Source organism: Bacillus paralicheniformis (genome assembly GCF_001042485.2).
Lineage (GTDB): Bacteria > Bacillota > Bacilli > Bacillales > Bacillaceae > Bacillus > Bacillus paralicheniformis.
Map to the genome: position 1 here is coordinate 1 of NZ_LBMN02000038.1, position 26,686 is coordinate 26,686.

Annotated in this window: 19 protein-coding genes; 2 read left to right on the top strand and 17 right to left on the bottom strand. The window is 46.9% G+C overall.

The window, feature by feature from the left end; translation table 11 throughout:
- The 3 genes from ACH97_RS21560 to ACH97_RS21570 form a co-directional block, all read right to left on the bottom strand.
- Positions 1-1,474 (bottom strand): condensation domain-containing protein (locus ACH97_RS21560; protein ID WP_241494270.1); only part of this gene is annotated, 1,474 nt, incomplete at its 3' end.
- Positions 1,475-1,983: 509 nt separating this feature from the next.
- Positions 1,984-3,621: an AMP-binding protein gene (locus tag ACH97_RS21565; RefSeq protein ID WP_081044000.1), complete on the bottom strand. Its 1,638-nt coding sequence runs from the start codon at positions 3,619-3,621 to the stop codon at positions 1,984-1,986.
- A gap of 31 nt (positions 3,622-3,652) precedes the next feature.
- Entirely contained in the window at positions 3,653-4,813 is a 1,161-nt protein-coding gene (locus ACH97_RS21570) for an acyl-CoA dehydrogenase family protein (protein WP_020451704.1), read from the bottom strand.
- Between the two features lie 230 nt (positions 4,814-5,043).
- Between ACH97_RS21570 and ACH97_RS21575 the strand changes: the two genes are divergently transcribed.
- The gene (locus ACH97_RS21575) at positions 5,044-5,604 is read left to right on the top strand and encodes an NAD(P)H-dependent oxidoreductase (RefSeq protein ID WP_020451705.1); all 561 of its coding nucleotides are present in this window, start codon (positions 5,044-5,046) and stop codon (positions 5,602-5,604) included.
- A 34-nt stretch (positions 5,605-5,638) separates the two neighbouring features.
- On the opposite strand, the gene ACH97_RS21580 is transcribed toward ACH97_RS21575, so the two are convergent.
- From ACH97_RS21580 to ACH97_RS21610, 7 genes are all read right to left on the bottom strand, one after another.
- On the bottom strand, positions 5,639-5,989 hold the full coding sequence (locus ACH97_RS21580) for a winged helix-turn-helix transcriptional regulator (RefSeq protein ID WP_020451706.1): 351 nt from the start codon (positions 5,987-5,989) through the stop codon (positions 5,639-5,641).
- A gap of 208 nt (positions 5,990-6,197) precedes the next feature.
- Complete coding sequence (locus ACH97_RS21585) at positions 6,198-7,469, bottom strand: glutamate-5-semialdehyde dehydrogenase (protein WP_048350763.1); 1,272 nt, start codon at positions 7,467-7,469, stop codon at positions 6,198-6,200.
- Positions 7,470-7,494: 25 nt separating this feature from the next.
- Positions 7,495-8,616 (bottom strand): glutamate 5-kinase, encoded by a 1,122-nt coding sequence (proB, locus tag ACH97_RS21590; RefSeq protein ID WP_020451708.1) that lies wholly within the window; start codon positions 8,614-8,616, stop codon positions 7,495-7,497.
- Positions 8,617-8,654: 38 nt separating this feature from the next.
- Positions 8,655-9,506 (bottom strand): pyrroline-5-carboxylate reductase, encoded by an 852-nt coding sequence (gene proC, locus ACH97_RS21595; protein ID WP_081044001.1) that lies wholly within the window; start codon positions 9,504-9,506, stop codon positions 8,655-8,657.
- Positions 9,507-9,857: 351 nt separating this feature from the next.
- Complete coding sequence (locus ACH97_RS21600; protein WP_020451710.1) at positions 9,858-10,535, bottom strand: DUF421 domain-containing protein; 678 nt, start codon at positions 10,533-10,535, stop codon at positions 9,858-9,860.
- Between the two features lie 303 nt (positions 10,536-10,838).
- Positions 10,839-11,978, bottom strand: coding sequence for an inorganic phosphate transporter (locus tag ACH97_RS21605; protein ID WP_057957866.1), 1,140 nt, complete (start codon positions 11,976-11,978; stop codon positions 10,839-10,841).
- Positions 11,979-11,992: 14 nt separating this feature from the next.
- Positions 11,993-12,703, bottom strand: coding sequence for a phosphoadenylyl-sulfate reductase (locus ACH97_RS21610; RefSeq protein WP_020451712.1), 711 nt, complete (start codon positions 12,701-12,703; stop codon positions 11,993-11,995).
- A 611-nt stretch (positions 12,704-13,314) separates the two neighbouring features.
- Between ACH97_RS21610 and ACH97_RS21615 the strand changes: the two genes are divergently transcribed.
- Positions 13,315-14,079, top strand: coding sequence for a phosphosulfolactate synthase (locus ACH97_RS21615; RefSeq protein ID WP_020451713.1), 765 nt, complete (start codon positions 13,315-13,317; stop codon positions 14,077-14,079).
- Between the two features lie 18 nt (positions 14,080-14,097).
- On the opposite strand, the gene ACH97_RS21620 is transcribed toward ACH97_RS21615, so the two are convergent.
- The 7 genes from ACH97_RS21620 to gltB form a co-directional block, all read right to left on the bottom strand.
- Positions 14,098-14,721 (bottom strand): YitT family protein, encoded by a 624-nt coding sequence (locus ACH97_RS21620; RefSeq protein WP_026579600.1) that lies wholly within the window; start codon positions 14,719-14,721, stop codon positions 14,098-14,100.
- A 90-nt stretch (positions 14,722-14,811) separates the two neighbouring features.
- Positions 14,812-15,918, bottom strand: a complete 1,107-nt coding sequence (locus ACH97_RS21625; protein ID WP_050821058.1) for a mandelate racemase/muconate lactonizing enzyme family protein — start codon at positions 15,916-15,918, stop codon at positions 14,812-14,814.
- A 17-nt stretch (positions 15,919-15,935) separates the two neighbouring features.
- Complete coding sequence (locus ACH97_RS21630; protein ID WP_020451716.1) at positions 15,936-17,177, bottom strand: MFS transporter; 1,242 nt, start codon at positions 17,175-17,177, stop codon at positions 15,936-15,938.
- A gap of 65 nt (positions 17,178-17,242) precedes the next feature.
- A complete protein-coding gene (locus tag ACH97_RS21635; RefSeq protein ID WP_020451717.1) occupies positions 17,243-18,250 on the bottom strand; it encodes a glycosyltransferase family 2 protein in 1,008 nt (335 codons plus the stop codon).
- A 22-nt stretch (positions 18,251-18,272) separates the two neighbouring features.
- On the bottom strand, positions 18,273-19,979 hold the full coding sequence (locus ACH97_RS21640; protein WP_057957867.1) for a DUF6044 family protein: 1,707 nt from the start codon (positions 19,977-19,979) through the stop codon (positions 18,273-18,275).
- Between the two features lie 551 nt (positions 19,980-20,530).
- On the bottom strand, positions 20,531-22,012 hold the full coding sequence (gene gltD / locus ACH97_RS21645; protein ID WP_020451720.1) for a glutamate synthase small subunit: 1,482 nt from the start codon (positions 22,010-22,012) through the stop codon (positions 20,531-20,533).
- 16 nt (positions 22,013-22,028) lie between these two features.
- Positions 22,029-26,594, bottom strand: coding sequence for a glutamate synthase large subunit (gene gltB / locus ACH97_RS21650; RefSeq protein ID WP_048350650.1), 4,566 nt, complete (start codon positions 26,592-26,594; stop codon positions 22,029-22,031).
- Positions 26,595-26,686: the final 92 nt, after the last annotated feature.

Consider the following 26,686-nt stretch of genomic DNA (forward strand, 5'->3'; position numbering starts at 1 on the left):
TATACTGATCAAGCTCTCGGTACGTTAAGATACCGCCGGAAAAACGAACCGCCGGCAAGTTCGGCGACAGCGCCGCGCGGCGGGTGAAAAAACCATGCAGCGTCGGCGCCAAAGGTTTGACGGAATCTGTTTGGTTAAAAGCAGACAAAATCCGTTCCTTTTCGTTGGACTCTACCATATCGATGTTTTTAATCGGCTGGTCCGGCTTCTCAAGCGCCTTCTCCAAAACGGTTAAAAGATGGGATTGAATCCGTTTGATGTCATGTTCAGTAAACATAGCGGTTTGATAATCAAAATTTAACTGTATGATACCGGTATCAAGGCGCTCTTTAATTGAAACAGACAGCTGATTTGCAGTGCGCCCGCTGAAATACATGGCCGTTTCATATACAAATCCATCCGCTTGTTGCCATTGAAGCGGCTGATACTGTATGGAAGTGACAATTAAATTTTGCAGATCACCATGCTGATGCCTTAATTCGTTCATCAGCAGATTGTAGGGATATTTTTGATGACGCATGACTGAAAGCTGTTCTTTCCCGATGCTTGTGACAAATGAAAGAACATCACAATCCGGATCAACTTCCATTCTGATTGGCAGTGTGCTCACAAACATACCGAGCATGTCTTTTTCCAGCCTGGAGGCGCGGTTTCCGTAATAGGTCCCAATCACAATATCCTTGCTGGATGTCATTCTGCTGATGCATATGTAAAACGAAGCCATAAACAGAGAAAGAATGCTAATTTGATGCTTTTCGCAAAAGTGTCGGATTGATTCTGCCAAGGGATGTGAAAGAGTCAGGGTTTCTCTTAAAGCGGCGGTGCTTTGTTGTTGAGGCAAGGCTTTTTCTGTTAGTGGGAAATGTTCTGGAATGGTGTGGTAGGTGTTTGTCCAAAATAAACGGTCTTTTTCAAACCGGGAAGATTGCAAGTATTGCTTCTCTTTTTCGATATAGGTGAGATAGGAAGGTTCATGATGTTGAGGTAAGGGTTCATTCCGAATCATTTTTTGATACATCTCAATCAGTTGATTGCCTAGCAGATTAAGAGAAATACCGTCCATTATGATATGGTGGAATTTTGCATAGAGCCAAACTTCTTCGCTCGAAATCGCCAGCAGGGTGAATTGATAAAGCGGTGAATGAAACAGCTTAAACGGAATCGAAGTCTGATCGTCAATCCACTTATTCCGTTCGGACTTGCCGGCCTTTGTCAAATCAATGGTCTCTATGGAAAGCGAGCGATGTTCAGCGAGATAAAGATCAGGCTCTTCCCCTTTCCCTTCTGTCAGCTGAAAATGAAGTGAATCATGCCGGGAAACTGAAAAGTCCAAAGCCCGCCGCAGCACATCAAGGTCAATAGCGCCCCTGAATTTGACACAGGCTGCAAGATTGCAGATACTTGTACCCGGATCGAGCAGCTCGGTAAACCATACTCTCCTTTGAGCATGGGTCAAAGTGTAGGTTGTATTCAATGGAACCCCTCCATTTCAAATATAAGAGAATAAAAAAGTAAAATAATTACAGGTTATATGACAATATATGGCTAAATCATACGTATGAGAATCATTGTAATACAAATTCGATAAAATACAACAATGTTTACAATAAATTCAATAATTTTTTAGAAAATGGTTATTTTATCTCATCTGCAAAATTCTTGTCTTTACTGCTCATAACATAAGAAAAGCTCTAAAGCGGAGAAAATATCACGATGTTTATACCATTTTATTCAAAAAACAGAGCTGGAATTCCACGCACTCCGAGCAGAAATGGAAATAAATTGTCATCATTTATTCGTAAAAAATATATCATCTCACGTGTTTTTGAAAAATCTCATAAAAAAACTGTACCTTAACCAATTAAGATACAGTTTTGCTTCACTTTCAAAAGCTTTAGGCTACACGGTATCCGTTTACATGTGCGGATGATCCGTTTAACAAAAGAGTCCCTCATTTTAGTTCGTCGCACTTGCAAGAGAAAATTACAATTGAAAATGTTCAAGCGCTTGCTCCCTTAATTTAAATTTCTGCACTTTTCCCGATGCCGTCATTGGGAACTCTTCGACAAATGCGATATAGCGCGGAATCTTATAACGGGCGATTTTACCTTTGCAGTATTCTTTTAATTCGTCAGCTGTCATGGATGCTCCGCTTTTCAGTTTGATCCAGGCCGAGACCTCTTCACCGAATGTTTCGTCAGGCACACCGACAATTTGGACGTCGAGAATGTTGGGATGCTTGTATAAAAACTCTTCTATTTCCCGCGGGTATATGTTTTCTCCGCCTCGGATGATCATGTCTTTTAATCTCCCGGTAATCCGGCAGTAGCCTTCTTCATCCATTACGGCTAAATCACCTGTATGCAAAAATCCGTCCTCATCAATCACCGCTGCCGTGTCCTCAGAATTTTTGTAATAGCCTTTCATGACATGGTAGCCGCGTGTGCACAGCTCGCCTTGAACGCCTCTTGCAACCTCCTGATTTGTGCCCGGTTCAGTTATTTTGACTTCAACATTCGGCAAGGCGCGCCCTACGGTTTCGACCCTTCTTTTGAGCGAATCGTTGACCCTCGTCTGGGTAATGACCGGTGATGCTTCCGTCTGTCCGTATGCAATCGTTATTTCAGACATCCCCATGTTATTGATCACTTTTTTCATAACTTCAATCGGACAGTTTGAACCGGCCATGATACCCGTTCTTAAAGAAGACAAGTCATATGATGCAAAATCTTGATCATTCAGTTCGGCAATGAACATGGTCGGTACACCGTGAAGCGCCGTGCATTTTTCCGTTTCGACAGCGGAAAGCACTTCTTTTGGATTGAATTCTTGCACCGGCACCATTGTCGCACCGGCGGTGACGCAAGCGAGAGTTCCCAGCACGCATCCAAAGCAGTGAAAAAAGGGTACGGGGATGCACATTCTGTCTTTTCTCGATAAATTCATGCATTCCGCAATATTTGCCGCGTTGTTTGCCAAATTGGAATGAGTGAGCATCACGCCTTTTGGAAAGCCTGTCGTACCTGATGTATATTGCATATTGATAACATCATGCTCTTTGAGTCGTTCCATCCTGTGATCAAGCGCTTTTTCGCTTACCGAACCGGAGAGCTTTAATATGTCATCCCAAAGGTACATGCCGGGATGCCTTTTATCTCCCATCAAAATAATATTTTTTAAGAAAGGCAGTCTTTCAGATGCGAGCTTACCCGGTTCCGACTCCTTCAATTCAGGAATCAGTTTGTAAAGGATATCAATGTAAGAAGTGCCCCGGTATGATTCCATTAAAATGAGTGTTGTGGCATCTGACTGTTTCAGCACATATTCAAGCTCTGATAATTGATAGTTCGTGTTGACTGTGACAAGCACCGCGCCCGTTTTTGCCGAGGCAAACTGGGCGGTGAGCCATTCCGGAGTATTGGAAGCCCAAATTGCGACATGTTCACCTTTTTCAATACCGAGCGCCACCAGTCCTTTTGCGACTTTTCTGCACAACTGGTCAAATTGCCGGTACGTATAACGGAGACGGCGATCCGGATAGACGACAGCCTCGTGATCAGGTGCGTTTGCCGCGGTTTTCTCCAACAATTTTCCGATAGTCAAATGGAGCAGCTCTGCCAACGTTGTCCCTCCCTTCTCCCGGAAAGCGTTTTCATTTTGCCGCTTGTTTGCCTATGCCGAGCTGCCTTGCGATGACGAGCCGTTGAATTTCTGAAGTTCCTTCACCGATTTCCATTAATTTGGCATCCCGCAGCATCCGCTCGACTCCGTACTCTTTCATATACCCGTATCCTCCGTGTATTTGAATGGACTGATTACATGTCCTGAACGCCATCTCTGAGGCATAAAGCTTGGCGAAAGCCGCTTCCTTTGTAAACGGCCGGCCTTGATCTTTCAGCCATGCGGCCTTCAGCACCATATTGCGGGCAAGCTCAATTTCCATGGCCATGTCGGCAAGCTTGAACTGAATCGCCTGGAAATAGGAGATGGGCCGGCCGAATTGTTTTCGTTCGTGTGCGTATGCAAGCGCGGCCTCAAATGCGCCTTGAGCGATACCGACGGCCAGCGCGGCGATCGAAATTCTGCCCCCGTCAAGTGTATTGAGAAACTGTTTAAACCCTTTTTCCGGGCTTCCCAACAGATTTTGTTTTGGAACGCGGACATTGTCCAAGATGAGCTGCGATGTATTGGAGCCGCGGACACCCATTTTGTCATATTCGCTATTAATGGTGAAGCCTTCCGAATCTGTCGGAACGATGATGGCGGAGATGATGTTTTTTCCGTTGTCATCTTTTCCGGTGACGGCGGTGACGATGACGGTCCGGGCATATCCGGCATTGGTGATCCAGCATTTCTCCCCGCTGATCACATAGCTGTCCCCTTCCGAGCGGGCTTTTGTCCGGGTGCCGCCCGCATCTGATCCTGCATTCGGTTCGGTCAGCCCGAACGCTCCGAGCGCCCGGCCCGTCGCAAGTGGCACGAGATATTCTTGTTTTTGTTCTTCGGTGCCGAAATAATAAACCGGTGCAGCCCCGAGCGATACAGCCGCAGCATAGCTTAGACCGGTGCTCCCGCACGCTTTGCCGATTTCTTCGACGCTAAGCGCATAGGAAATCGTATCCCCGCCTGACCCGCCGTAGCATTCCGGAAACGGAATCCCCAAGAGGCCGAGCTCCCCCATTTTTTTAAATGTCTCAACCGGAAATTCTCCCGTCCTGTCAACATGTTCGGCATGCGGTGCAATTTCCTGTTTCGCAAAATCTCTGGCGAGTTCGCGAACCATTTGCTGTTCTCTTGTTAGTTCAAAATTCATAAAGTGACCCCCTTTTTGGATCGTCAAATTCCTTAGGCAGCAGAGCTTTGTAACATTATATTAAAAAAGTGCATTTTTCATGCCAGAGGATTTTGGACAGGCAAAATCGGACCGTTTGATGACAACTGATACTTACCTTTACGTAAGTACCTGAACCAAAAGTGCATACTTACAAATTCGCAGTGTGAACTTTATAATCAAGATGAAAACATGCCGGAGGAGGAAAATTTTTGAAAACACTGATTATCGTTGCACATCCAAGTTTAGAAACATCAGTTATCAATAAGCGCTGGGTAGAGGAGCTCAAAAAATATCCGGAAAAGTATACGGTTCACGAATTGTCCGACGTATATCCGGATGGAAACATTGACGCGGAAAAAGAACAAAAATTGGTGGAAGCGCACGGCAATCTTGTTTTTCAATTCCCTATCTATTGGTTTAACTGTCCGCCTCTTCTTAAAAAATGGCTTGATGATGTATTGGCTTACGGATGGGCTTATGGTTCAAATGGAGGTGATCGATTAAAAAATCGTAAAGTGGCATTAGGTGTATCCGCCGGAATTAAAGAAGAAGATTATGGTGAAAACGGAAGGTACCGCTATACGCTTGAACAAATATTAGTTCCATTTGAAACGACATTCCGATATTGTCATGCAGACTATCGTTCATTTTTTGCGTTTTACGGCAAGGAAAATGAGCCCGGCGGAAATGAGGAAGAAGCGACCGGGCCGGGAGCGGGAGAATTGGAGAAAAGCGCCCGGGATTATTTGCGTTTTATTGACAATCTTTAAGTTTTGCGGAAATCATTCCGGTTGAAACAGGCTGTCAGCCCAGCCTGTTTTTCTCTCCCCACTCACACATCATATTGAACAAAGGTAAGAGAGAACGTCCGCGTTCAGATAATGAATACTCCACCTTTGGGGGAATTTGGGGAAATTCCTTACGTATAATAAGGCCGTCTGCCTCCAGCTCTTTTAACATGATGCTCAGCGTTTTGAAGGAAATGGTGCCGATGCTTCGCTTCAGCTCATTATGCCGCATCACTTCGCGTTCAGACAGCCAATATAGAATGATTATTTTATATTTGCCGCTTATCAATGACAACGTATATCCAAAACCGGTGTTTTTAAGATCCACACCGGTCGGAACGCAGGTTTTTCCGGTTGGGGGTTGCATAACGTACACTCTCCTTTTGAATCCTATATCATAGATCATTATGTAATTTGATTGAAAGGATGTAAAGGAAGGATTTTAAAGGATGCTTAAAGAAAAACCACAGCGCCGTATGTTTTCCGTGATACGGCGGATGCAGCCGTAAGAAAAAACTGCACCTCAAGATTGTCAGGTGACAATTGAGGTGCAGTTTCAATGCAAGCTTTTTTATTTATCTTCTGATATGGCCGTCGCCTCTCATGATATATTTGCATGTGGTCAATTCTTTCAGACCCATAGGTCCGCGGGCGTGAAGCTTCTGTGTAGAAATCCCGATTTCCGCGCCGAAGCCGAGTGCGCCGCCGTCGGTGAACCGGGTTGAGGCATTGTGATACAGTGCTGCCGCATCAACGGTATTCAGAAAAGCCTTGGCTGTTTTCGGATTTTCGGTGATAATCGCTTCTGAATGCTTTGTTCCGTATGTTTCGATATGATCGCAGGCTTCTTCAAGACTTGCTGCGACTTTAACCGCGAGATCAAGGCTTAAATATTCGTTCTGCCAATCGGCTTCCCCCGCTGGTATCGCGCCTGGAATCCATTGAACCGCCTTTTCGTCCCCGTGAACTTTAATACCGTGTTCGTTTAAAGCATTGATAAGCGCTGCACTGTTTTCCTCAAGCCATTTTTCGTGAACGATCAGCGTTTCAAGCGCATTGCAGACGGCGGGGCGGTCTGTTTTCGCATTGATCATGACATTGATTGCTTTTTCAGGGTCTGCTTCCCGGTCGATATAGATGTGACAATTGCCGACTCCCGTCTCAAGAACGGGAACGGTTGCGTTCTCAACGACTTCCTGAATGAGGGCACCGCCTCCCCGGGGGATGAGTACATCGATATGCTCTTTCATCTTGAAGAGCTGCTTCGTGGCGCTTCGGTCCGTGCTTTCGATAAATTGAACAGCATCGCGGGGAATGTCTGTCGTTTCCAGCGCTTGGTGCATGACCGATACGATCGCTGTATTCGAATGAATGGCGGAAGAGCCGCCTTTCAAAACGATCGCATTGCCCGATTTTAGAGCGAGCCCGGTCGCATCGACAGTCACATTCGGACGCGCTTCATAGATCATGCCGATGACGCCGAGAGGAACGCTGACTTTTTCCGCCTTTAGCCCGTTGTCGAGCGTCCAGCTTGATAGCGTTTCTCCGACCGGATCATCCAGTTCCGCGACTTCCAGCAGTCCATCGGCAAAATCCAGTACCCTGTCTTCATTGAGCGACAGGCGGTCGATGTAGGCTGCATCATAGCCTTTTTTTCGTCCCGCTTCAATATCTTTGGCATTTTCAGTGAGAATATAGCTCATGTTTTGTTTCAGATGTTCGGCCAGTGTAGCAAGCGCCTCGTTCTTGTCTTTTTCAGTTGTCAGCCGCAAAGATTTTGCAGCTGTTTTTGCCTTTATCGCTTTTTCTTCGATTTGTGCCCTGATGTTCTCGCTTGTCGCCGTCATGTCAATTCCTCCTTTGATTTGTTTTTTAAAGCGGAACGGATAGCTCTAAATGACAGACAAACGCTTCTCTGTCAACGACAGCCTGTGAGGAAGCGGCTGTTTCCTGATTCGTATCCTTCTTCCATTTACGAAGCTGGGATGAGGAAAAGTTGACGACGCCGAGGCCGATTTCCTCTCCTTCCTGATCAAGGATTCGAACGACGGAACCGTTGCTGAAACGGCCGTTAATTTCGTAAATACTAGAAGGATACAGGCTTTTTTTACGGTCGATAATAAACTCTTTGCTTTCGTTGTGGACGATGATGTCTCCTTCAGGTCCAGAGTTAAATGCTATCCATTGCTTTTTATGGTTGAGTGTGTGTGAATCGTCATTCGGAATAAAATACGTTCCCCTCGCAGTCCCGCTGATTGCTTCTTGCAACAGACCGGAGGTGTCTGCACGCCCTAAAAATCCTTTGATGCCTGAAGCCATTGTAATTTTAAAAGCGTCCAGTTTCGACTTCATGCCGCCTGTTCCGACTTCGCTTCCGGCATCCCCTGCTGAAGCTTCTATCTCCGGCGTGATTTCATTTACTTCCCGGACGAGTGCGGCGTCCGGCGTTTTTCGCGGATTCGCGTCATAAAGGCCGTCTATATCAGAGAGGATGGTCAGCAGGTTAGCGTCGATCAGACCCGCCACTTTAGCAGAAAGCGTATCATTGTCTCCGAATTTGAGCCGGTTGACGGTAACTGTGTCATTTTCGTTGATGATCGGAATAATGCCGCGTTTCAACAGAACATTCATCGTATTTCTCACATTGTTGTACCGTTTTTCATCTGAAAAATCGCTTTTTGTGATTAATATTTGTGAAGCGATATAGCCATGGGATAAAAAAAGCTTGGAATACGCTTCGATTAGTAAGCCCTGGCCGACAGATGCGGATGCTTGTTTTTCAGGCAATGTATCCGGCCTGTTAATGAAGCCAAGTTTCCGGTATCCGGCCGCCACAGCGCCAGATGAAACGAGGAGGACTTCGTGCCCTTCATCTTTGAGGCGGACGATCTGCTCAACGAGCTTTTCGAGCTTTTTGCTGCTGATTTCGCCGTGAAGACTTGTTAAAGAACTGCTTCCCACTTTGACAACTACCCTCTGTTGATTAGAGGTCATTTTATCACTCCTGTAGTATTTTTCTTCGTTACGGGTGCTTACTTTGCTGTGACTAATTGTTCAAGTTCGAGACTGATGGTTTTGGATCGTTTTGCGGCTTGTTTGACCGCCTGTTCGATCGCTTCGCCTCCGCCGCTTTCCTCCAAGGCCTTTAAACCGGCCGCAGTCGTACCGTTAGGGGAAGTGATGTTGTCTTTGAGAACAGCTGTATCTTCAGGGCTTTCCAACAGCATTTTGGCGGCGCCTAACAATGTCTGCGCGCCGATTTCCCTCGTTAGTTTTTGGCTTAATCCAGCCTCGGCTCCCGCTTTTTCGATGTGCTCCATTAAATAATAAAAGTAAGCAGGCCCGCTGCCGGCAATGCCGGTGAAAATGTCCATTTTGCTTTCTTCGATGGAATAGACTTCTCCCATGCATTGAAGCAGTTGTTTCGCGGTTTTTGACAGATCGGCTGTTACATGGCTGCCTTCGGCCATGGCGGTTGCAGATGCGCCGATTGCACTTGAGGTGTTAGGCATGATTCGGATGACAGGCTGCATGCCGTGCAGCTCGTTTTCAATAAATGAAATTGATATGCCAGCTAAAACTGACACGATAAGCTGATGGGGTTGAATATGCGGTTTCATGGAAATAAGAGCACTCTCTGCATCTTTCGGCTTCATCGCCAAGATGAAGCAATCGATGTTCTGATAGTCAAGTTCTTCTTTTCTGACGCCTCGTATTCCATATTTCTGCTGGAGTTCTTCTAAACGCCGGTGGTTCGTGTGGTTTGTAACATAGATTTGCGAAGCAGGCAGTTTTTTGGATTGAACGATGCCTGAGATCATTCCCTCTGCCATTGATCCTGCCCCTATAAAAGCTACGTTTTTTTGATTAAAGATCTTTAACATCTCCCTTTGTTCGCATTTCTGTTCGTATTTTTTCGAACACGGTTAGTATATTAACACTTTAGATATTTATGTCAAGTTTGCGTGTTTTGATTGGACGGCGCAGGTCATGTGAAAAATGGAGATTTTTGAAGAAAAAAGGAAAAGAAAAAGAGGCTGAAAGCAGATTTTTCAGCTTCAATTGCACCTTTTGTCGTTTGTCTTTCCTCCATTTGAAGGCCGTTTGAATGATTTAACGGAATTTTTTAGAGATTGACAGCCTTTCGGACCGGTAAAAAAGTACGATCCTTTAGCCGTGTGAGCGCAAATAGAAAAGCGCGGGCTCGAAGCTTGTCGAACCCGCGCTTGCCAATATCAATAGGTTGTAACGTAAAGCTGCCCCTCATCGCCGCGCCATTCCGCATAAAGCACCTCTTGATACTGTGTAATACCTTGACTTGATAATTGATTTTGCAGCCAAAGCTCGTCAAAGCCGGCTTCATGCAGATTGTTCTTTTCGAGCTCGCCGTCGAGGATTAACGGCACCGGGAGCTGAACCGGTTTGTAAGGGATGTTTAAGTCTTCTTTTGTCGGCATCCCGTATTTGTGTTTTGGCAGGACGCTGAGCGAACCGTCTGTTTCAAGGATGGCATATTGAATCTCGTTTAAGGAAAAACAGCCTTTTTCACGTGCCAATGTCTGCAGCTGGTTCAGGTCCAATTTATTTTTTTTGAGGGCATTATAATCGATTTTTCCTTTATTGATCACAATACTTGGCCTGCCCTCGAGAAAACCTCTGATGTTTTGCACTTTTTGTGATAAAACTTCTATTGAATAGATTAGAATGGCCCAAACGAGGATGGCGAAAAGGACTTTCCAGATGGTGACATCCTGATCGAAAATCGCGTTTCCAACCATTTCCCCCAATATTAAAGCGGAAATAAAATCAAACGGCGTAATTTGGGCAAATTGGGTTTTCCCCAGAATTTTCGTCATCAGAAATAAAGCTGCAAACCCTATCGTCAGTTCGACTACCAAGTGTACATATTCCATCAAGGTTCCCTCCCGAATCTCTCTCTTCATTGTTAACAATCGGGATGTAGTTTAAACCAGAGGAATACTTTTCCTGAGAAAAAGGGCCATCTGCTGCGCCGCGCCTTCTGCCAATCCATTGGTATTCTTCAAAAAATAGCGGCGTCGTGCCAACCTCTTCTTCGATCATACGGCTGAGAAGTGCCGTTCCGCTCATGACTTCTCACGATCAGGCAATGAAACAGATAAAGCTGCACGAGCGCCTTTTTTAAATCCGGCTGATTCCGGGCCTTAGTCCCAATCATCCAAAACAGGCGGGCCCGGTTAACTAAAGTCCCTCCATGCGGCAGGCTCTCTTTTTTGCCCTCTTCCTCCAACGATCGACTTTACATGATCCCTGTTTCTTCGGACATCTGATTGTTTCTGCCTGGCATGTTTCATAAGGCTTACAGATCCAAGAGTGGCAAGAAAAACACATAAAACAACTGCAACTGAATATAAATCAAAATCGAGAAAGATTTTCACGAGACTATACGAAATGACAAGTGAAAAAACCGGTGAAACAACCCATACTTTCATTAACTTCAAAATAACGCTTTTACGAAAAATTGCCCTTCCCTTTTCAGAAAGGCCAATCCCAATGATGCTGCAAGTCGTAATCTGGGTTTGCGGCACGGGAATGCCAAATAGCGAAGCGCCGATGACCAGGGACGCACCGAGTCCTGAAACACATGACCCTTGCAAAAGCGAAAACTCGGTGATTTTTTTCCCATTCGTCTCAATGACTCTGCTTCCAAGGCAAATGGCTCCGATAGCCACGAACAGTCCCCCAAGAAACGTTCCGCTGCTGACTGACAAGAGGCCTGCTCCAACGAGAGGTCCGACGGAATTCGCGACATTGTTCATTCCCGCCGAAAAGGCTTCTAAAAACCCGGTTAAAATCACTAGTGCGGTGAGCAGCCGCGCCCATTTTTGCTGTTTAAGCCACCGCAGCCTCTTCTCGGCTTTTTTCAGCAATTGTCCAATGAAAAAAGCGAGAAAAAAAGCGGCAATCGGAATGATCAGCCAATACATGACGATCACCAACAGCTTATCGGTAAATACCGCTTGAAATGCGACGCCGACCCCGACAATCGAGCCTACCGTCACCTCGCTGGTTGAAAGGGGAATCCCCGCGATGTTTGCAATAAACAGCGAAATCGCAGATGCTCCGAGGATAATCACGACAATATGCACATTGAGAATAGACGTGGGGATAATGCCTGAACCGATTGTTTTCACAACCTCTCCTCCGCCTATCATGGCGCCCAAAAATACACCGATTCCGCTGATCCACAAGGCCGCCTGCCTTTTCCGGACGGCACCTGCGCCATACGCTATTCCCATTGAAGCTGCTGCTCCGCTCGCTCCTATGTTCATGGCAAAAAACAAAGCGATAATGAATGCCAAAATGGTAATCGTCATCTTTTACCCAGCTCCTACCGGAATTGATGCAGCCCGCATTCTGTTTTTTCCTGACGGGCCCACCTTCCCGCTCTTAAATTGCCGCCGTCTGCCACGGGAGACGTACACACCTCACAGCCGATGCTCGGATAATCTTGATCATGAAGCTTGTGATACGTCAGCTGATTCAGCTTAATGTAAGTCCAGACATCTTCCCATGTCCAGTGAATAAGGGGGCAGATTTTAATCAGTTTAAAATTGTCGTCCTTGTTGATATAACGGACATGTTTCCGTGTTTCCGACTGCTCCCGCCTCAGCCCGGTCATCCATGCCTCCATCCCTGACAGATGCTCTCTGAGTGGCTCGATCTTGCGAAGGCGGCAGCAATGGTCCGGATGGCGTTTCCAAAGTTCGCTGCCATAGCGTTTTTCCTGTTCTTCAAGCGAGAGGCCGGGTTTTAAAAAGCGAATCGACAGACCGGGATAGCGATCTTTCACTTCATTGATAAGTTCATATGTTTCCGGAAAATGCAGTCCTGTATCTAAAAACACGATGTCCGCTTCTTTCACAACTTTTGAAATCAAGTCGATCAAAACGATTCCTTCCGCGCCGAAACTGCAGGCATAAACAATTTTTTGATACGTGCTGTACGCCCATTTCAAAACGTCCATCTCGCCGCTGAAGGTATCCATCACCTCTTCAGAAGCTTTTTCATTCCATGTGTGATACGTTAAAACATCGTTCATCGATTTTCCCCCAATACGCCCTAAAGGTTAGTTTTCTTACCCCCTGATACGAAACATGAACTGAAAGAACATATAGGCAGATTATTCACTTTTTAAACTAAATGTGATCTGGAAATTGTTATGATTTCAGCAATTTTGTGAATATCTGAAAGACCCGGCGCGCCAAATTGAAATAAACCGATTCATATCAGTCAATCATTACATCTGTCTTGCGGCATTAAAATAAAAACTGGCGGTGAGAGATCCGGATTTGATATACTGATATATTTTCTAAGATTAAGTAAGGGCTTCGCGTATCTGTCGCGGGCCTTCTTTTTACGTCAGTTTTCATTGTGAAGAACTAGTGAGGAACCATATGAAAGGACGGCGAATATACTTACTTTGACTTCACAAAATGGATAGATACCTAGTTGAGAAGCAAGTCAGGAGATGAGAGGCTAACATGCTGCCTAATGGGAGGTGGACGAAGATCACTCCTTGCCGAACGGCAACACATGAATGGGAGAAACGATAAACGGGAAAAGGTGAATTCTTATTGTGACAGCTGAATAATGGCCGACAGACATTTACCTAAAAGTATGAAAGATACAGCAGATTGTGAGGGGTAATCAATGATTTCATCTGAACTGATACTGCCCGACAGGCAGCTTAAACCAAGATTAAAAGGGATCACCATCCTGATTGATAACGGGGTTCCCTTGAACTTTTTTAAAGATACGATTCACGGAGCGGCAGATTATATAGATTTTGTGAAATTTGGATGGGGAACATCTTTAATTACGAAATATTTGGTTGAGAAAATCGATTGTCTGAAGCAAAATGACGTTCAATTCTTTTTTGGCGGAACGTTGTTTGAGAAGTTTTTAAGCCAGGATAAAATTGAAGATTACTATCGCTACTGCAAATTATATGGATGTCGTTATGTGGAAATATCAAACGGAACGGTCCGTCTCTCTAATAAAGATAAAGCAAGCTTTATTTCCGATTTTTCGAAAGAGTTTCACGTGTTCAGCGAAGTCGGCAGCAAAGACAGCGCCCTCAGCAGTGAGCTCGAGTCAGCCGAATGGATCGATTACATCCTCGAAGATCTTGAAGCCGGGGCCGAGAAAGTGATCACGGAAACGAGGGAAAGCGGCACGAGCGGGCTGTGCAAAAGCGATGGAGAAATGCGGTCCCAGCTTATTGAGGAGATCCTTCATTCCGGCATCGCTTCAAGGGATTTAATTTTTGAAGCGCCGACGAAACAGCTGCAGACGTGTTTCATTGAAAAAATCGGTCCTGACGCCAATTTGGCGAATATACCGTTTCAGGATGCCATTCCGCTTGAAACGCTGAGACTGGGACTTCGATCAGATACATTTTATTTATATGATTAGGGTCGTTTGAAAAGCGGCCTATTTTTTATTGCGGAAACTGGCGATAGGCATCAATAACGGACGGAAGCGAATCTGATAAATCGCATCGATGATCCTCGTAGAAATCCACTGGCAGATTAGAGCTTGGATAACGATTCCCCAGGCGATGACAGACGCCGTCAAAAGGAAGATGAATGCGTTCATCATAAACAGTGCAGTTCCCGGTTTTCCGCCGCGGTAAATCGATATCATTAAAGCCAGGGCGCCAAAACCGCCGTTAGAAATATTGTATTTATATAGCAATCCAACCCCCGTCCCCAAAAGGACGGATCCGTAAAATAAATCCAGCCAGATATTGTTCGTCGTCATGACGGGCATGCAGGATTCGAAGATCTGCACCGAAACGGACGTCATGGTAATCGCCCCCATCGTCCCGAAGACCGTTACGGGTTCAAGCCATTTAACGGCCGTTAAAAGCAGCGAAAAGTTGACAGCCCAGACGGTTAATCCGTGCGGAACCTGAAACCAAAAATTGAGCAAAACAGCGATGCCGGCTGCGCCCCCTGAAGGAATATGGTTTGGAAACAAAAACAGCGCCATGCCGAGACCCTGTAACACGCTGCCCAACACGATAGCATGTACGATTTTGAGCTTTCTTCCCATACGGATATAATCCCCTTTAAAGAAACTTGTCCTCTTCCTACTATATGTAAGGGGAAATGAAAAATATCACATTTTTTCGAATTGGCGCTTTCACATGTAAGATGAGCCGTCCCATCCATACGCTTCTACGAGCTCTGTATCGATTTCGATTTTGTCCGGGACTTGAATGTATCCGTCTTTTATGCTGACGGGCACGAGTTTTGTGAACGGATTCTCCATCGCATCCCATTCGAGCGGTTCGATATCTTCTCCGTCCATTTTGGTCCAAGGCGGCAGACAGGCTTGTCCGAAAACGGCGTACATTCTTGAAAGTCCGCCGTCATAGCTGTGGGGAGAAACCCTTTTTCCGAAATGCCTGGCGAGCTTCAGAACGGTTTGAAAATCGTCTGTGCCGTCACAGTGCATAACATCGGGTTGAGCAATATCGACTGCGTTCTCCAGAAAAATCGGCAAAAACGGTTTTGCGCCTTTTACATTTTCTCCTCCGGCAACCGGAACAGAAAGCGCTGAACGCAGCATCCGGTATTCAGCGGGAACGTCAAACGGCATGGGCTCTTCAAACCAAAGCACGTTGCCCCAGGCGGAAAACCACGTTTCCCACTTCCGTGCGGCGGCCTGGTCATAACTCTGGTTGGCATCGAGTATCAGTCGGGTGTTTTGGCCTGTCATCTCCTGGAACGCCTGAATATGCGCCAAGTCTTCGGAAAACAACTTGCCTCCCGCTTTCAGCTTGACGGTTTTAAATCCGGACCGCACGGCCTTTTCGACGAGCCGGAGGGAATGGCGGCTCCAATCGGGCCTGTCTGAATATGATTGAAATGAGGCATAGACCGGGATCTGCTCCCTCAGTTTTCCTCCCCATAATTCACATACCGAAAGGCCTGCTTTTTTCGCCGTAATGTCCGTTAAAGCCATGCTAACGGCAGCTGCGGCCCGCTGATGCCACTTTTTGATGACGGTGACAAGCTCCGTGCGATTGCCCGCTTCTTTTCCAATTAAGTAAGGAATGATCCGTTTTTTAAAGCCCGCATCCAAAGCAGGCAGCCAATCCGCACATTCTCCCCATCCCGACAGGCCTGAAGCTGTCGTGATCCGAATCAGGTAGCACGTTCTGTAGCTTTTCAATCCGTTCGCATCGCCGTAAGGGGAGGAAAGCCTGTGGAACAGCGGAAATGTGTCAACCTTTTCAATGCGCATATTTTTTCTCTTCCCTCCTATCTTGCGTCAGCAGGCTGCAGCCCCTTCTCCCCTTTTTTGGTGTCTTCCTTTTTGACATGAATCATCGTCAGCACCAACACACCGACGACTAATGTCAGGCCCGCAATCGACATAAACATGCCGAGTTTCGACCATTCCATCAGCCTCCCGAAAATCGGCGGACCGATCGCGACTCCTAAAAATCTGACCGATCCGTACAGCGATGTCACAAAGCCGCGCCTCTCTTTTCCGACAGCCCCGGTTATGAAGCTGTTGACACACGGCAGAACAAAGCCTGTACCGATGCTGCTGATGACAAGGATCGAAATAAAAGGAATGAGCGCGGAGAAAAAAGACAGTGTGCCGTAGGAAACCGTAATCAGAGCGAGCCCGATAACCATCATTTTTTTCATCAGCTGCTGATTTTGTCCGATTTTGCTGCCCGTAATATATGATGTTGTACACATGACAAGCAGAGGGATCGCCAAGATCAGACCTTTCTTTACGCCGTCTGTATGAAATTCTTTTTCCAAAACATCAGATAAGTAAAAGAGGATGCCAAACAGAGTAAACAAACAGACGGCCCCTGCGAGATATGCGGTGAAAAGCCATCTGCCCTCATGTTTAAAAACGCTTGTCAGCCCTTTCACATATTTTCCGAGAGGCGGCGGATCTTTTTTCTTGTCTTTTTCTTTGATAAAAATCCAAGTCAAAATGATCGGTGCAATACAGAAAGCAGGAAATGCAAAAAACACCCAAAACCAAGCGATCAATGCTATCAATGATCCTAAAATCGGAGACAGCACTTTTCCGAAGCCGTTCGAGGCTTCAACGAGACCGAGCACCCGGCTTTCTTCAGATCCTTTAAAAAGGTCTCCTGTCAGCGCCATTGCGATCGGCGCTGTACCGGCTGCTCCAAGCCCCTGCAGTCCTCTCCCGAAAAGCACCCACGGGAAAGCGTTCGCAAAGGTCGTCGATGCAAATCCTGCAAGAATCCCGCCGGCCCCGTAAAGGAACAGGCACGGAATAATCACCACTTTCCTTGAGAAGCGGTCCGCCAAGTAACCCAGCAGCGGAATAAAGAGCGCTGCAGTAATCGAAAACACGGTAATGACAAGGCTGACTTGAAATTGCGATAAATTGAGTTCAGATTTCATCTTCGGCAAAATCGGAATCAGCATCGAATTTCCCAACGTCATAATCAATGGGATCGACCCGATCGCGACAACCGTCATGCCAGAGGTTTGTTTTTCTGTCATAAATTTGTACATCCTTCCTTATTCAAAATGAACTGTAAAAGTTAAGTAATCCGTTTGATCCGTCATCAACTGAACTTCGTTTCCGGCCGTTTTTCAGGTTCGCGCCGGCCGAGCCGTTCCGTATATAAATCGATATCCACCGCATACCTCGGCCTTCTTTTCACTTCGGTGAAAATCGTTCCGATATATTCGCCGATAATGCCGATCCCCATCAATTGCAAACCGCCCAAAAACCATATCGAAATGATCAACGAAGCCCAGCCAGCATTCGTGTAGCCGAGCAGCTTTTGAATCATTGCATATAAACCTGCGATACAGCTTAGGAAAAATAAGAAGAAGCCAATCAGGGTAAAAAAACGGATCGGAGCGACACTGAATGACGTAATCCCGTGAAAAGCGAAAGACAGCATTTTTTTCAGCGGATATTTCGTTTCTCCAGCCAGCCGCTCTTTTCGGTCATAGAACACTTTGGCCGACCGGAGGCCGATCAGGGGCACCAGACCGCGCAGAAAAACATTTGCTTCTGCATAGCGGCTGAGCTCTTCAAGCGCCCGTTTATTCAAAAGCCGAAAATCGGCATGGTTATCGACCAGCTGGATGCCGAGCTTATTCATGATCCGGTAGAACCATGCGGCTGTTGTTCGTTTAAACCATGTATCCGTTTTCCGGCTGCGGCGTACACCGTAGACGATTTCATAGCCTTCATGATATTTTTCGATAAACCGGCGAATTGCCGAAATGTCATCCTGAAGGTCGGCATCGATTGAAATAACGCAATCCGATTTTTGCTTCGCTTTATCTAGTCCGGCTAAGAGAGCTTTTTGATGTCCCGAATTACGGGCCAGCTTCAAGCCTGTCACATAGCGGTTTTTTGTGCTTTCCATAGCAATCAGCGGCCATGTGCGGTCCGTCGATCCGTCATCGACAAATAAAAGCTTGCTCTCTGCAGAGATCAGCTTGTCTGCTGTGAGATCATCCAATACCGCAGTCAGCTGTTTTGCGGTTTCGGCAAACACGTCCTCTTCGTTATAGCAGGGTATGACGATTGTCAGCAAAGGCTGTTGAAGATTCAATTTGCTTCCTCCTTATCGATGCTTATTTCGCTTCATATACATAGATGTTCCAAGCGGACTGCGGGTGGCTGAACCGCTTTAAAAACGCCAGCTTGTTTTGTTCTGCATTCATAATCGGAACCGAAGAAAAAATATATCGCCCCCCCATTTTTTTGAACGCTTCAGTGTTCAATTCGAGGCTCGTGATTTTTTTCTTCGTGCTCTTTTTGAACGCGTAATGTTTTCCGAGCTCGTCAACAAACAAGTAGCAGCGGCTCCCCCACTCATCGAAATAGCGTTTCAAGACCGGATTTTTATCAAGCTCTTTGGCGATGATTTTCCGGAATTGATACTTGTACTTCAGCGGATAAATATTGGCATACGTATCAAGTGTGTAAAAACCGTTATACTGCGCAATCGCGGGATGCAGGCCGATGCTCGCCACCCGGTAGGAATCGGGAGACCGGCCGATGAACCGTTTGATCTGTTTGAACTGATCTGATGCATAAAATTCCCGAAAGGTCGGGGCATGGTGGTATGCGCCGTAAGTCAGCTCTTCATGAAACGGTATAAGCACGAGCAGCTGGGCGACCAGCGCGGCATGGACGAAGCGCCGCCATCTCTTCCCCATTTTCCACAAAATGTAGCATGCAACTGCAAAGCTTGCGTATATCACAAGAGGGCGCAAAAAGTGAAAACGCGCGAAATTGAATGCCGAAAGCAGACTGATCTTTTCCTTGGGAAGCGCCCACAGCTTGTTGAACCAGAGGGCATACCATAAAGAAAGCGCATAATTTAAAATGAATAAAAAGATGAACAGCTTTTCTTCTCTTGGCCGCTTTTTTCGTTGTCTCGCAACGACGAGCCCAAAAGTGAGCACAATCAAAGGCAGGATCACCGCCGTATGGACGGTCATGACATGATTGTGGCCGAGCACGAAATTTTTAAATGACAGCCGAAACGAATGAAGGATGTCGTGCCTGGATGAAATAAATTCAACCCGATGCATCGTTTCGCCTGAAGCGAAAACCGAATAAACAAGCCGGTATTCTATCGCCAGAAAAATGCCCGTCATGAGAGCGATGCTTCCGAGAAAGCGAAGGTTAAAGCTGCGCTTTGAAACCAAATCATAAAGCCAAATCAGTGAAACGGCTGCTAGGAAAAAGAAGAAACCGAGCACAAAGCTTGAGTAAAGCGGCAAAAGCGCAAGGGTCGCCCATTCTTTCCATGAGTCTCTTCCTGCCCTGATGTTTAAAAAAGCCCATAAAGCTAAAGGATGGCCAAGCGTGCTGAGCATTCCCGAAGGCCAAAAGGGTGTCAGGGCAAAAGCAAGTGATACCGCGATTCTGATGAAATACGCTTTTTCATCGCGAATCAAATGGCTTTTCAGCAGCAGGTACATCCCGACAAAGGCAAACACCCTCGTGATCGTTTGGCTTATAGCGTATGCGGTCATCGAGGGAAACAAGGCATGAAGCCAGACAATGCCGCTCCATTCCGTTCCGTAAGCATCCCGCGGCAGTCCGTTGATGATTTGCGGAATAACGGCTTTAACACCGCCGAGCAGTTGACCGCTTTCCGCCAGCACCTTATACCATGCAATGTTGGAATCCAGGTTGTCATGCACGCGGATATGAGCGTCTTCATTTAATATGTAAAGCGGAAGGACATAGAGAAGAATGACACTGAATGCGAAAATTAAATATCGCTTTTCCTTGCTGGTCTTTTTGACGAATAACGACACCCACATCCAATTTTGTTCTCTTTTGGAAATATAGAGCTTTTATCATATCGCTGTTATTATTCGTGGAAGCGTTTTGAAAAATTCATCAAAATGAAAAAAGCTGTCTGTTTCACCAGACAGCTTCGCTTTACCCATTACCAAGGGTACGGGTAGTAAGGGTAGTATGGATAAAAAGGAAAGAACGGATAGAAGAATGGATACGGATAAAACGGCGGTCTCGGTCTAGGGCGCGGTCTTGGCCGCGGATAGGGGTAGCCGCCATAAGTAAAAGGCTGCTGTCTATCCGCATCCGTCCAGTCATCTTGATATTGATAAGTTTCTTCCACTGTTATAGCCTCCTTTATTGCGTTGCATACTTTAGGTTATGTTATATACCATTAAATGGAGTACGTACACAATTTTTTTATCATTGCCTTTATAAATTCGAACAAATAACGATATGGCAAGTCGAATCAGCAGGTGAATATTGTGAAGCAAACAAAAAAACAGCCTGCCCTGTCAACCTAAAGAAGGTCGCAGGACAGGCTTTATTTATATGATGTGAAAACCCCTTTATTTTATGGCAGTACAGAACTTCCCATTAAATATTTGTCAACCTCACGGGCGACTTCGCGTCCCTCGTGAATCGCCCAAACGATCAGGCTCTGTCCTCTTCTCGCATCCCCTGCTGCGAAGACTCCATCGACATTCGTTTTAAATTCCCCGTATGCTGCGTCAACTTTATTTCTCACTGTATTTACCCCGAATTGTTCAAGCAGCGGCTGTTCCGTTCCTTCAAAGCCGATAGCGATAAAGACATATTGAGCAGGCCATACTTTTTCCGTGCCCGGAATTTCGTGAAACTCAAATTTTCCTTGATCATTCTTTACTTTTTTCATTTGAATCGTATGCAGTTCTTTCAAATGGCCGTTTTTGTCTGCGACAAGCTTTTTCGTTTGGATCGAATATTGTCTCGGATCGCTGCCGAATGCTGCTTGCGCCTCTTCATAAGCATAGTCCAGTGAATGGACATGCGGCTGTTCAGGCCACATATTTTCGGCGGTTCTTGTATCGGGCAGCTTCGGATGTTTGCCGAACTGGACGACGCTTCGCGCTTTTTGGCGCAAGGCCGTTGCAACGCAGTCTGCTCCGGTATCTCCCCCGCCGATGACGATGACATCTTTATTTTTCGTATTGATAAACTGTTTATCTTTAAAATTCGAATCGAGCATGCTTTTTATAGTGCCTGTTAAATAGTCCATGGCAAAGTGGACACCTTTTGCTTCCCGGCCTTCAATCAAGAGATCGCGCTGTTTTTGGGCTCCTGTGCAAAGGATAACCGCATCGTACTGTTCTTTTAGCTCGTCGGCTGTAATATCTTTGCCGATTTCCGTATTGGTGACAAAGTCGATGCCTTCCTGCGTCAATAGTTTGATGCGGCGTTCGACAACGCTTTTTTCAAGCTTCATGCTTGGAATGCCGTACATTAACAGGCCGCCCGGGCGGTCGCTGCGCTCGTAAACAGTGACCGAATGCCCCGCTTGATTCAATTGATCGGCGCTTGCCAGACCGGCAGGCCCTGAGCCCACGATCGCGATTTTTTTGCCGCTCCGTTTTTTCGGAATCCGCGGCTGAATCCATCCGTTTTCAAATCCTTTGTCAATAATCGTCCGTTCGATCCCTTTGATGGATACGGCCGGGTCGGAAATCGCCACCGTACAAGAGCCCTCGCAAGGCGCCGGACAGACCCGCCCCGTGAATTCAGGGAAGTTGTTTGTCTTCAGAAGGCGGTCAAGCGCTTCTTTCCACCTTCCCTTGTAAACGAGGTCGTTCCATTCAGGGATTAAATTGTGTATCGGACATCCTGACGTATAACCGCCTATATCCATGCCGATTTGACAAAAGGGGGTGCCGCAGTCCATGCAGCGCGCTCCCTGTCTTTTTGATGCTTCCTCAGAAAATGGAGACGAATATTCGTTCCAGTCATTTATTCGTGTGAGAGGATCGCGTTCAGCAGGCTTTTCCCGCTTGAATTCCATAAATCCTGTTGCTTTGCCCATTTTCCCCTCCCCTTTCTTACTGTGCCACCGCTTCTTTTGATGAAGCAGCCGCAGACGGTTCAATCTTTTGCTTCGTACCGGCTTCAAACGCGTACATCAGCGCTTCTTCATCAGACAAGCCGGCTTCTTTTTGCTCTTTAATCCGCTCTATCATTTGCTTGAAGTCTTTCGGAATCACTTTCACAAACCGGCCGACGGCCTCTTCCCAATGATCAAGTATCGAAGCTGCTTTTGAGCTTTCAGTATATCTGTAATGGTTTTCGATCATCGTTTTCAGTTCGGCGATTTCCTCAGGTGCTTCAAGTGTTTCAAATTCGATCATTTCAGGATTGCATTTCCGTTTAAAGGCTTTTTTGTCTTCGGCGTACACGTAGGCGATTCCGCCTGACATGCCCGCGGCAAAGTTTTTGCCGACGTCGCCGAGAATAGCGACGCGTCCGCCGGTCATGTATTCGCAGCCATGGTCGCCGATGCCTTCAACGACAACGCTGACTCCGCTGTTTCTGACGGCAAACCGTTCGCCGGCGAGTCCGTTAATATAAGCTTCTCCGCTTGTAGCACCGTAGAACGCAACATTTCCGACAATAACATTTTCACGGAATGCAGGGTTGAATTCGTCAGGCGCTTTGACGGCGATTTTTCCGCCTGAAAGACCTTTGCCGATATAATCATTGGCATCTCCTGTCAAATACATTGTCATTCCTTTTGGTACGAACGCGCCAAAGCTTTGCCCCGCTGAACCTGTGAATCTGAGCGTAATCGTATCTTCAGGGAGGCCTTCTTCGCCGTAGCGCTTAGAAATTTCACTTCCGGTTATGGCTCCTGTTACACGGTTGATGTTGCGGATTTCAAAGGATGCTTCCGCAGACGTGCCGTTTTCAACAGCTGACTGGACGGCGGGTAGAATTTGCGTAATATCAAGTGATTCATCGATTTTGTGGTTTTGCGGCGTACGGAATGTGCGTGCGCCTTCCGGCTGATATAGCAGGTTTGATAAATCGAGCTGACCCGCTTTCCAATGTGCTTTCGCCCGTTCGCTGACACGAAGGACATCCGTGCGGCCCACCATTTCATCAACTGTTCTGAAACCGAGCCGGGCCATCAATTCGCGAACTTCCTCTGCGACAAAGAGCATGTAATTCACGATATGATCCGGATCGCCCATGAACTTTTTGCGCAGCTCAGGGTTTTGCGTCGCTACCCCGACAGGGCAAGTATCCAAATGACAGGCTCTCATCATAACGCAGCCGAGAACAACGAGCGGCGCTGTGGCAAAACCGAATTCTTCGGCTCCTAAAAGCGCAGCCATGACAACGTCTCTGCCGGTCATTAATTTGCCGTCTGTTTCCAATACGACGCGTTCGCGCAAACCGTTCATCATCAGTGTTTGATGAGCTTCTGCGAGTCCAAGCTCCCACGGAAGGCCGGTATGCTTAATGCTTGTTTTCGGTGAGGCTCCAGTGCCCCCGTCATAGCCGCTGATGACGATGACATCGGCAGTCGCTTTGGCGACTCCGGCTGCAATCGTGCCGACCCCGGCTTTAGCGACAAGCTTTACACTGATCCGTGCATCGCGGTTGGCGTTTTTCAAATCGTGGATCAACTGCGCCAAATCTTCAATCGAGTAGATGTCGTGGTGCGGCGGCGGTGAAATCAAGCCGACCCCAGGCGTAGATCCGCGTACATTGGCAACCCATGGATACACTTTGTTGCCAGGAAGCTGTCCGCCTTCTCCAGGTTTTGCACCCTGCGCCATCTTAATTTGCAGCTCATCGGCATTGACGAGATAATGGCTCTTCACACCGAAACGGCCTGAAGCGATTTGCTTGATCGCGCTGCGGCGGTTATCGCCATTTGCGTCAGGCGTAAAGCGCGCCGGATCTTCTCCGCCTTCCCCGCTGTTGCTTTTTCCGCCGAGACGGTTCATTGCAATCGCCAGCGCTTCATGGGCTTCCTTGCTTAAAGAGCCGAATGACATCGCCCCTGTTTTAAAGCGGCGCACAATCGATTCAGCGGATTCGACCTCTTCAAGCGGCAGCGGCTTCCGGTTTTCATCAAATGAGAAGAGATTGCGGAGAAAACCGATTCTTTCTTCATCAGCTGCTTTCGAATATTGTTTAAACAGGCTGTAATCACCTTTGCGGCATGCCCATTGCAGCGTGTGAATCGTTTTCGGGTTAAAAGCGTGGTGCTCCCCGCCTTTTCTCCATTGAAAATCGCTTCCCGAATCAAGCGTTTCGCTGAATGTATCTTCATACGCTTCCCTGTGGCGGCGCTTCGCTTCTTCGGCAATCGTATCCAGACCGATTCCGCCGAGCTGTGATGCCGTTCCTGTGAAATAGCTGTCTATGACGTCTTTGCTGATCCCAACCGCTTCAAAAATCTGTGCGCCCCTGTAGCTTTGAACAGTGGAAATACCCATTTTGGACATCACTTTTACGACGCCCTCTGTCACGCTTTTGCTGTATTTTGTAACGGCTTCTTCATAGCTGATGGAAAGTGCTCCGTCTTCAATCGCCTGCTTGTATGTCGCATACGTGAGGTACGGATGAATGGCATCCGCTCCGTAGCCGATCAAGGCGGCAAAATGGTGAACTTCGCGCGCTTCACCGGATTGGGCGATAATGCTGACTTTCGTACGTTTTCCCGCGCGGACTAAATACTGATGCAAGGCACTGACGGCTAGCAGCGCAGGAATCGGCGCTTTCTGACCGTCCATTTTGCGGTCGGATAAAATAAGGAGAGTCACGCCTTCGGCGATCGCTCTGTCCACTTCTTTAAACATATCTTCGAGGCCGCTCTTCAAGTCGTCTGTAAAGAGCGTATGAATCGTCTTGCTTTTGAAATCCTTATGCACAAGTCCTTTTAAAGAATTGAACTGTGCGTTTGTCAAGACCGGTGTATACAATTTAATCCGGCGGCAGCTGCTTTCATTCGGATGGAGAATATCGCCTTCCGCTCCGAGCCATGTCAATGTCGAAGTGACGATCTGCTCGCGGATTGCATCAATCGGCGGATTTGTAACTTGTGCAAACAGCTGTTTAAAATAGTTGAACAGCGATTGCGGACGGTCTGACAACACCGCCAGCGGGACATCGTGGCCCATTGAACCGAGCGGATCTTTGCCTTCTGTAATGACAGGAATTAAATATTTGTGAATATCTTCGTACGTAAAACCGAATGCTTTTTGGCGGGTCAATAGGTCAGGCACAGATTTTTCTTCGGTTTCCTCAATATCGTTTGAGACATGAACCAGTTCTTTACTGAGCCATTCCTGGTACGGAAACTCCCCGGCGATTTCGGATTTGACTTCTTCATCGGAGATAATCCGCCCTTCTTCAAGATCAACAAGAAGCATTTTCCCGGGATCCAGCCGGTCTTTATATAAGATGTTTTCCTGTTCGACATCAATCACGCCGACTTCGGAGGAAAAAATAAGGTAGTCGTCTTTAGTGACATAATAGCGAGCGGGTCTGAGCCCGTTCCGGTCTAAAATGGCCCCGATCTGTTTTCCGTTTGTAAATGAAATCGCAGTCGGGCCGTCCCATGGCTCCATTAAAGAGCTGTGATATTCGTAAAATGCCTTCTTTTCTTTTGACATGTACGGGTTCTCGTTCCACGGCTCCGGAATCAGCATCATTGCAGCATGGGCCGGATTCCTTCCAGCCAGAACAAAGAATTCAAAAGCGTTATCCAGGATCGAGGAGTCGCTTCCGTTTTCATCGAGGATTGGCAAAACCTTTGGCAAGTCTTCGCCGAACGCTTCGGAAACAAACTGCTGCTCCCTCGCTTTCATCCAGTTCATATTGCCGCGCAGCGTATTGATTTCCCCGTTGTGGATCAGATAGCGGTTCGGATGTGCCCTTTCCCAGCTCGGAAACGTGTTTGTGCTGAAACGGGAGTGAACCAATGCAAAAGCTGAGACGAAGTCCTCGTCCTGTAAATCTTCATAGAAAGCATCAACCTGCTCGGGCGTTAAAAGTCCTTTATATACGATGGTATTGCTAGAGAGGCTGACAAAATAGAACGTTTTGTCATGTTCTTTCGCCCAATTTTCGGCCTGTTTGCGAATGATGTACAACTTCCGTTCGAATGCCAGATTGTCTTTCAGCGCTTCATTTGCTCCGATGAATACCTGGCGGACGACTGGCGCGCTTTTCTGTGCGACTGTTCCGATTTTTCCGACATTTACAGGTACAGTTCGCCAGCCTAGCACCGTCTGTCCTTCCTGTTCGATCAGCTCGTTAATGCGCGCTTCGGTTTTTTCGCGCCCGCTGTCATCCTTAGAAAAGAAGATCATCCCGACGCCGTAGCGTCCTTTTTCAGGCAAGTTGAAACCGGCGCAGACTTTTTTGAAAAAAACATCCGGAATCTGCATCATGATGCCTGCTCCGTCTCCGGTATGCGGGTCACTGCCCTGACCGCCCCGGTGGTCTAATTGGCAAAGCATTTGTAATCCTTTTTTGACAATATCATGAGTAGGAAGGCCCTTCAAATGAGCGTAAAGGCCGATTCCGCATGCATCATGTTCAAATTCAGGACGGTAGAGACCTTGTGCCTTTGGTAGTTGATTATAAGTCATTGTTCCTCTCCCCCGTTCATTTTTCCCGTTTGTCCCCGGTCATAAAATCTTACAAACTCTAATCCTATTGTAGGTTTTCAAATCTATACAAA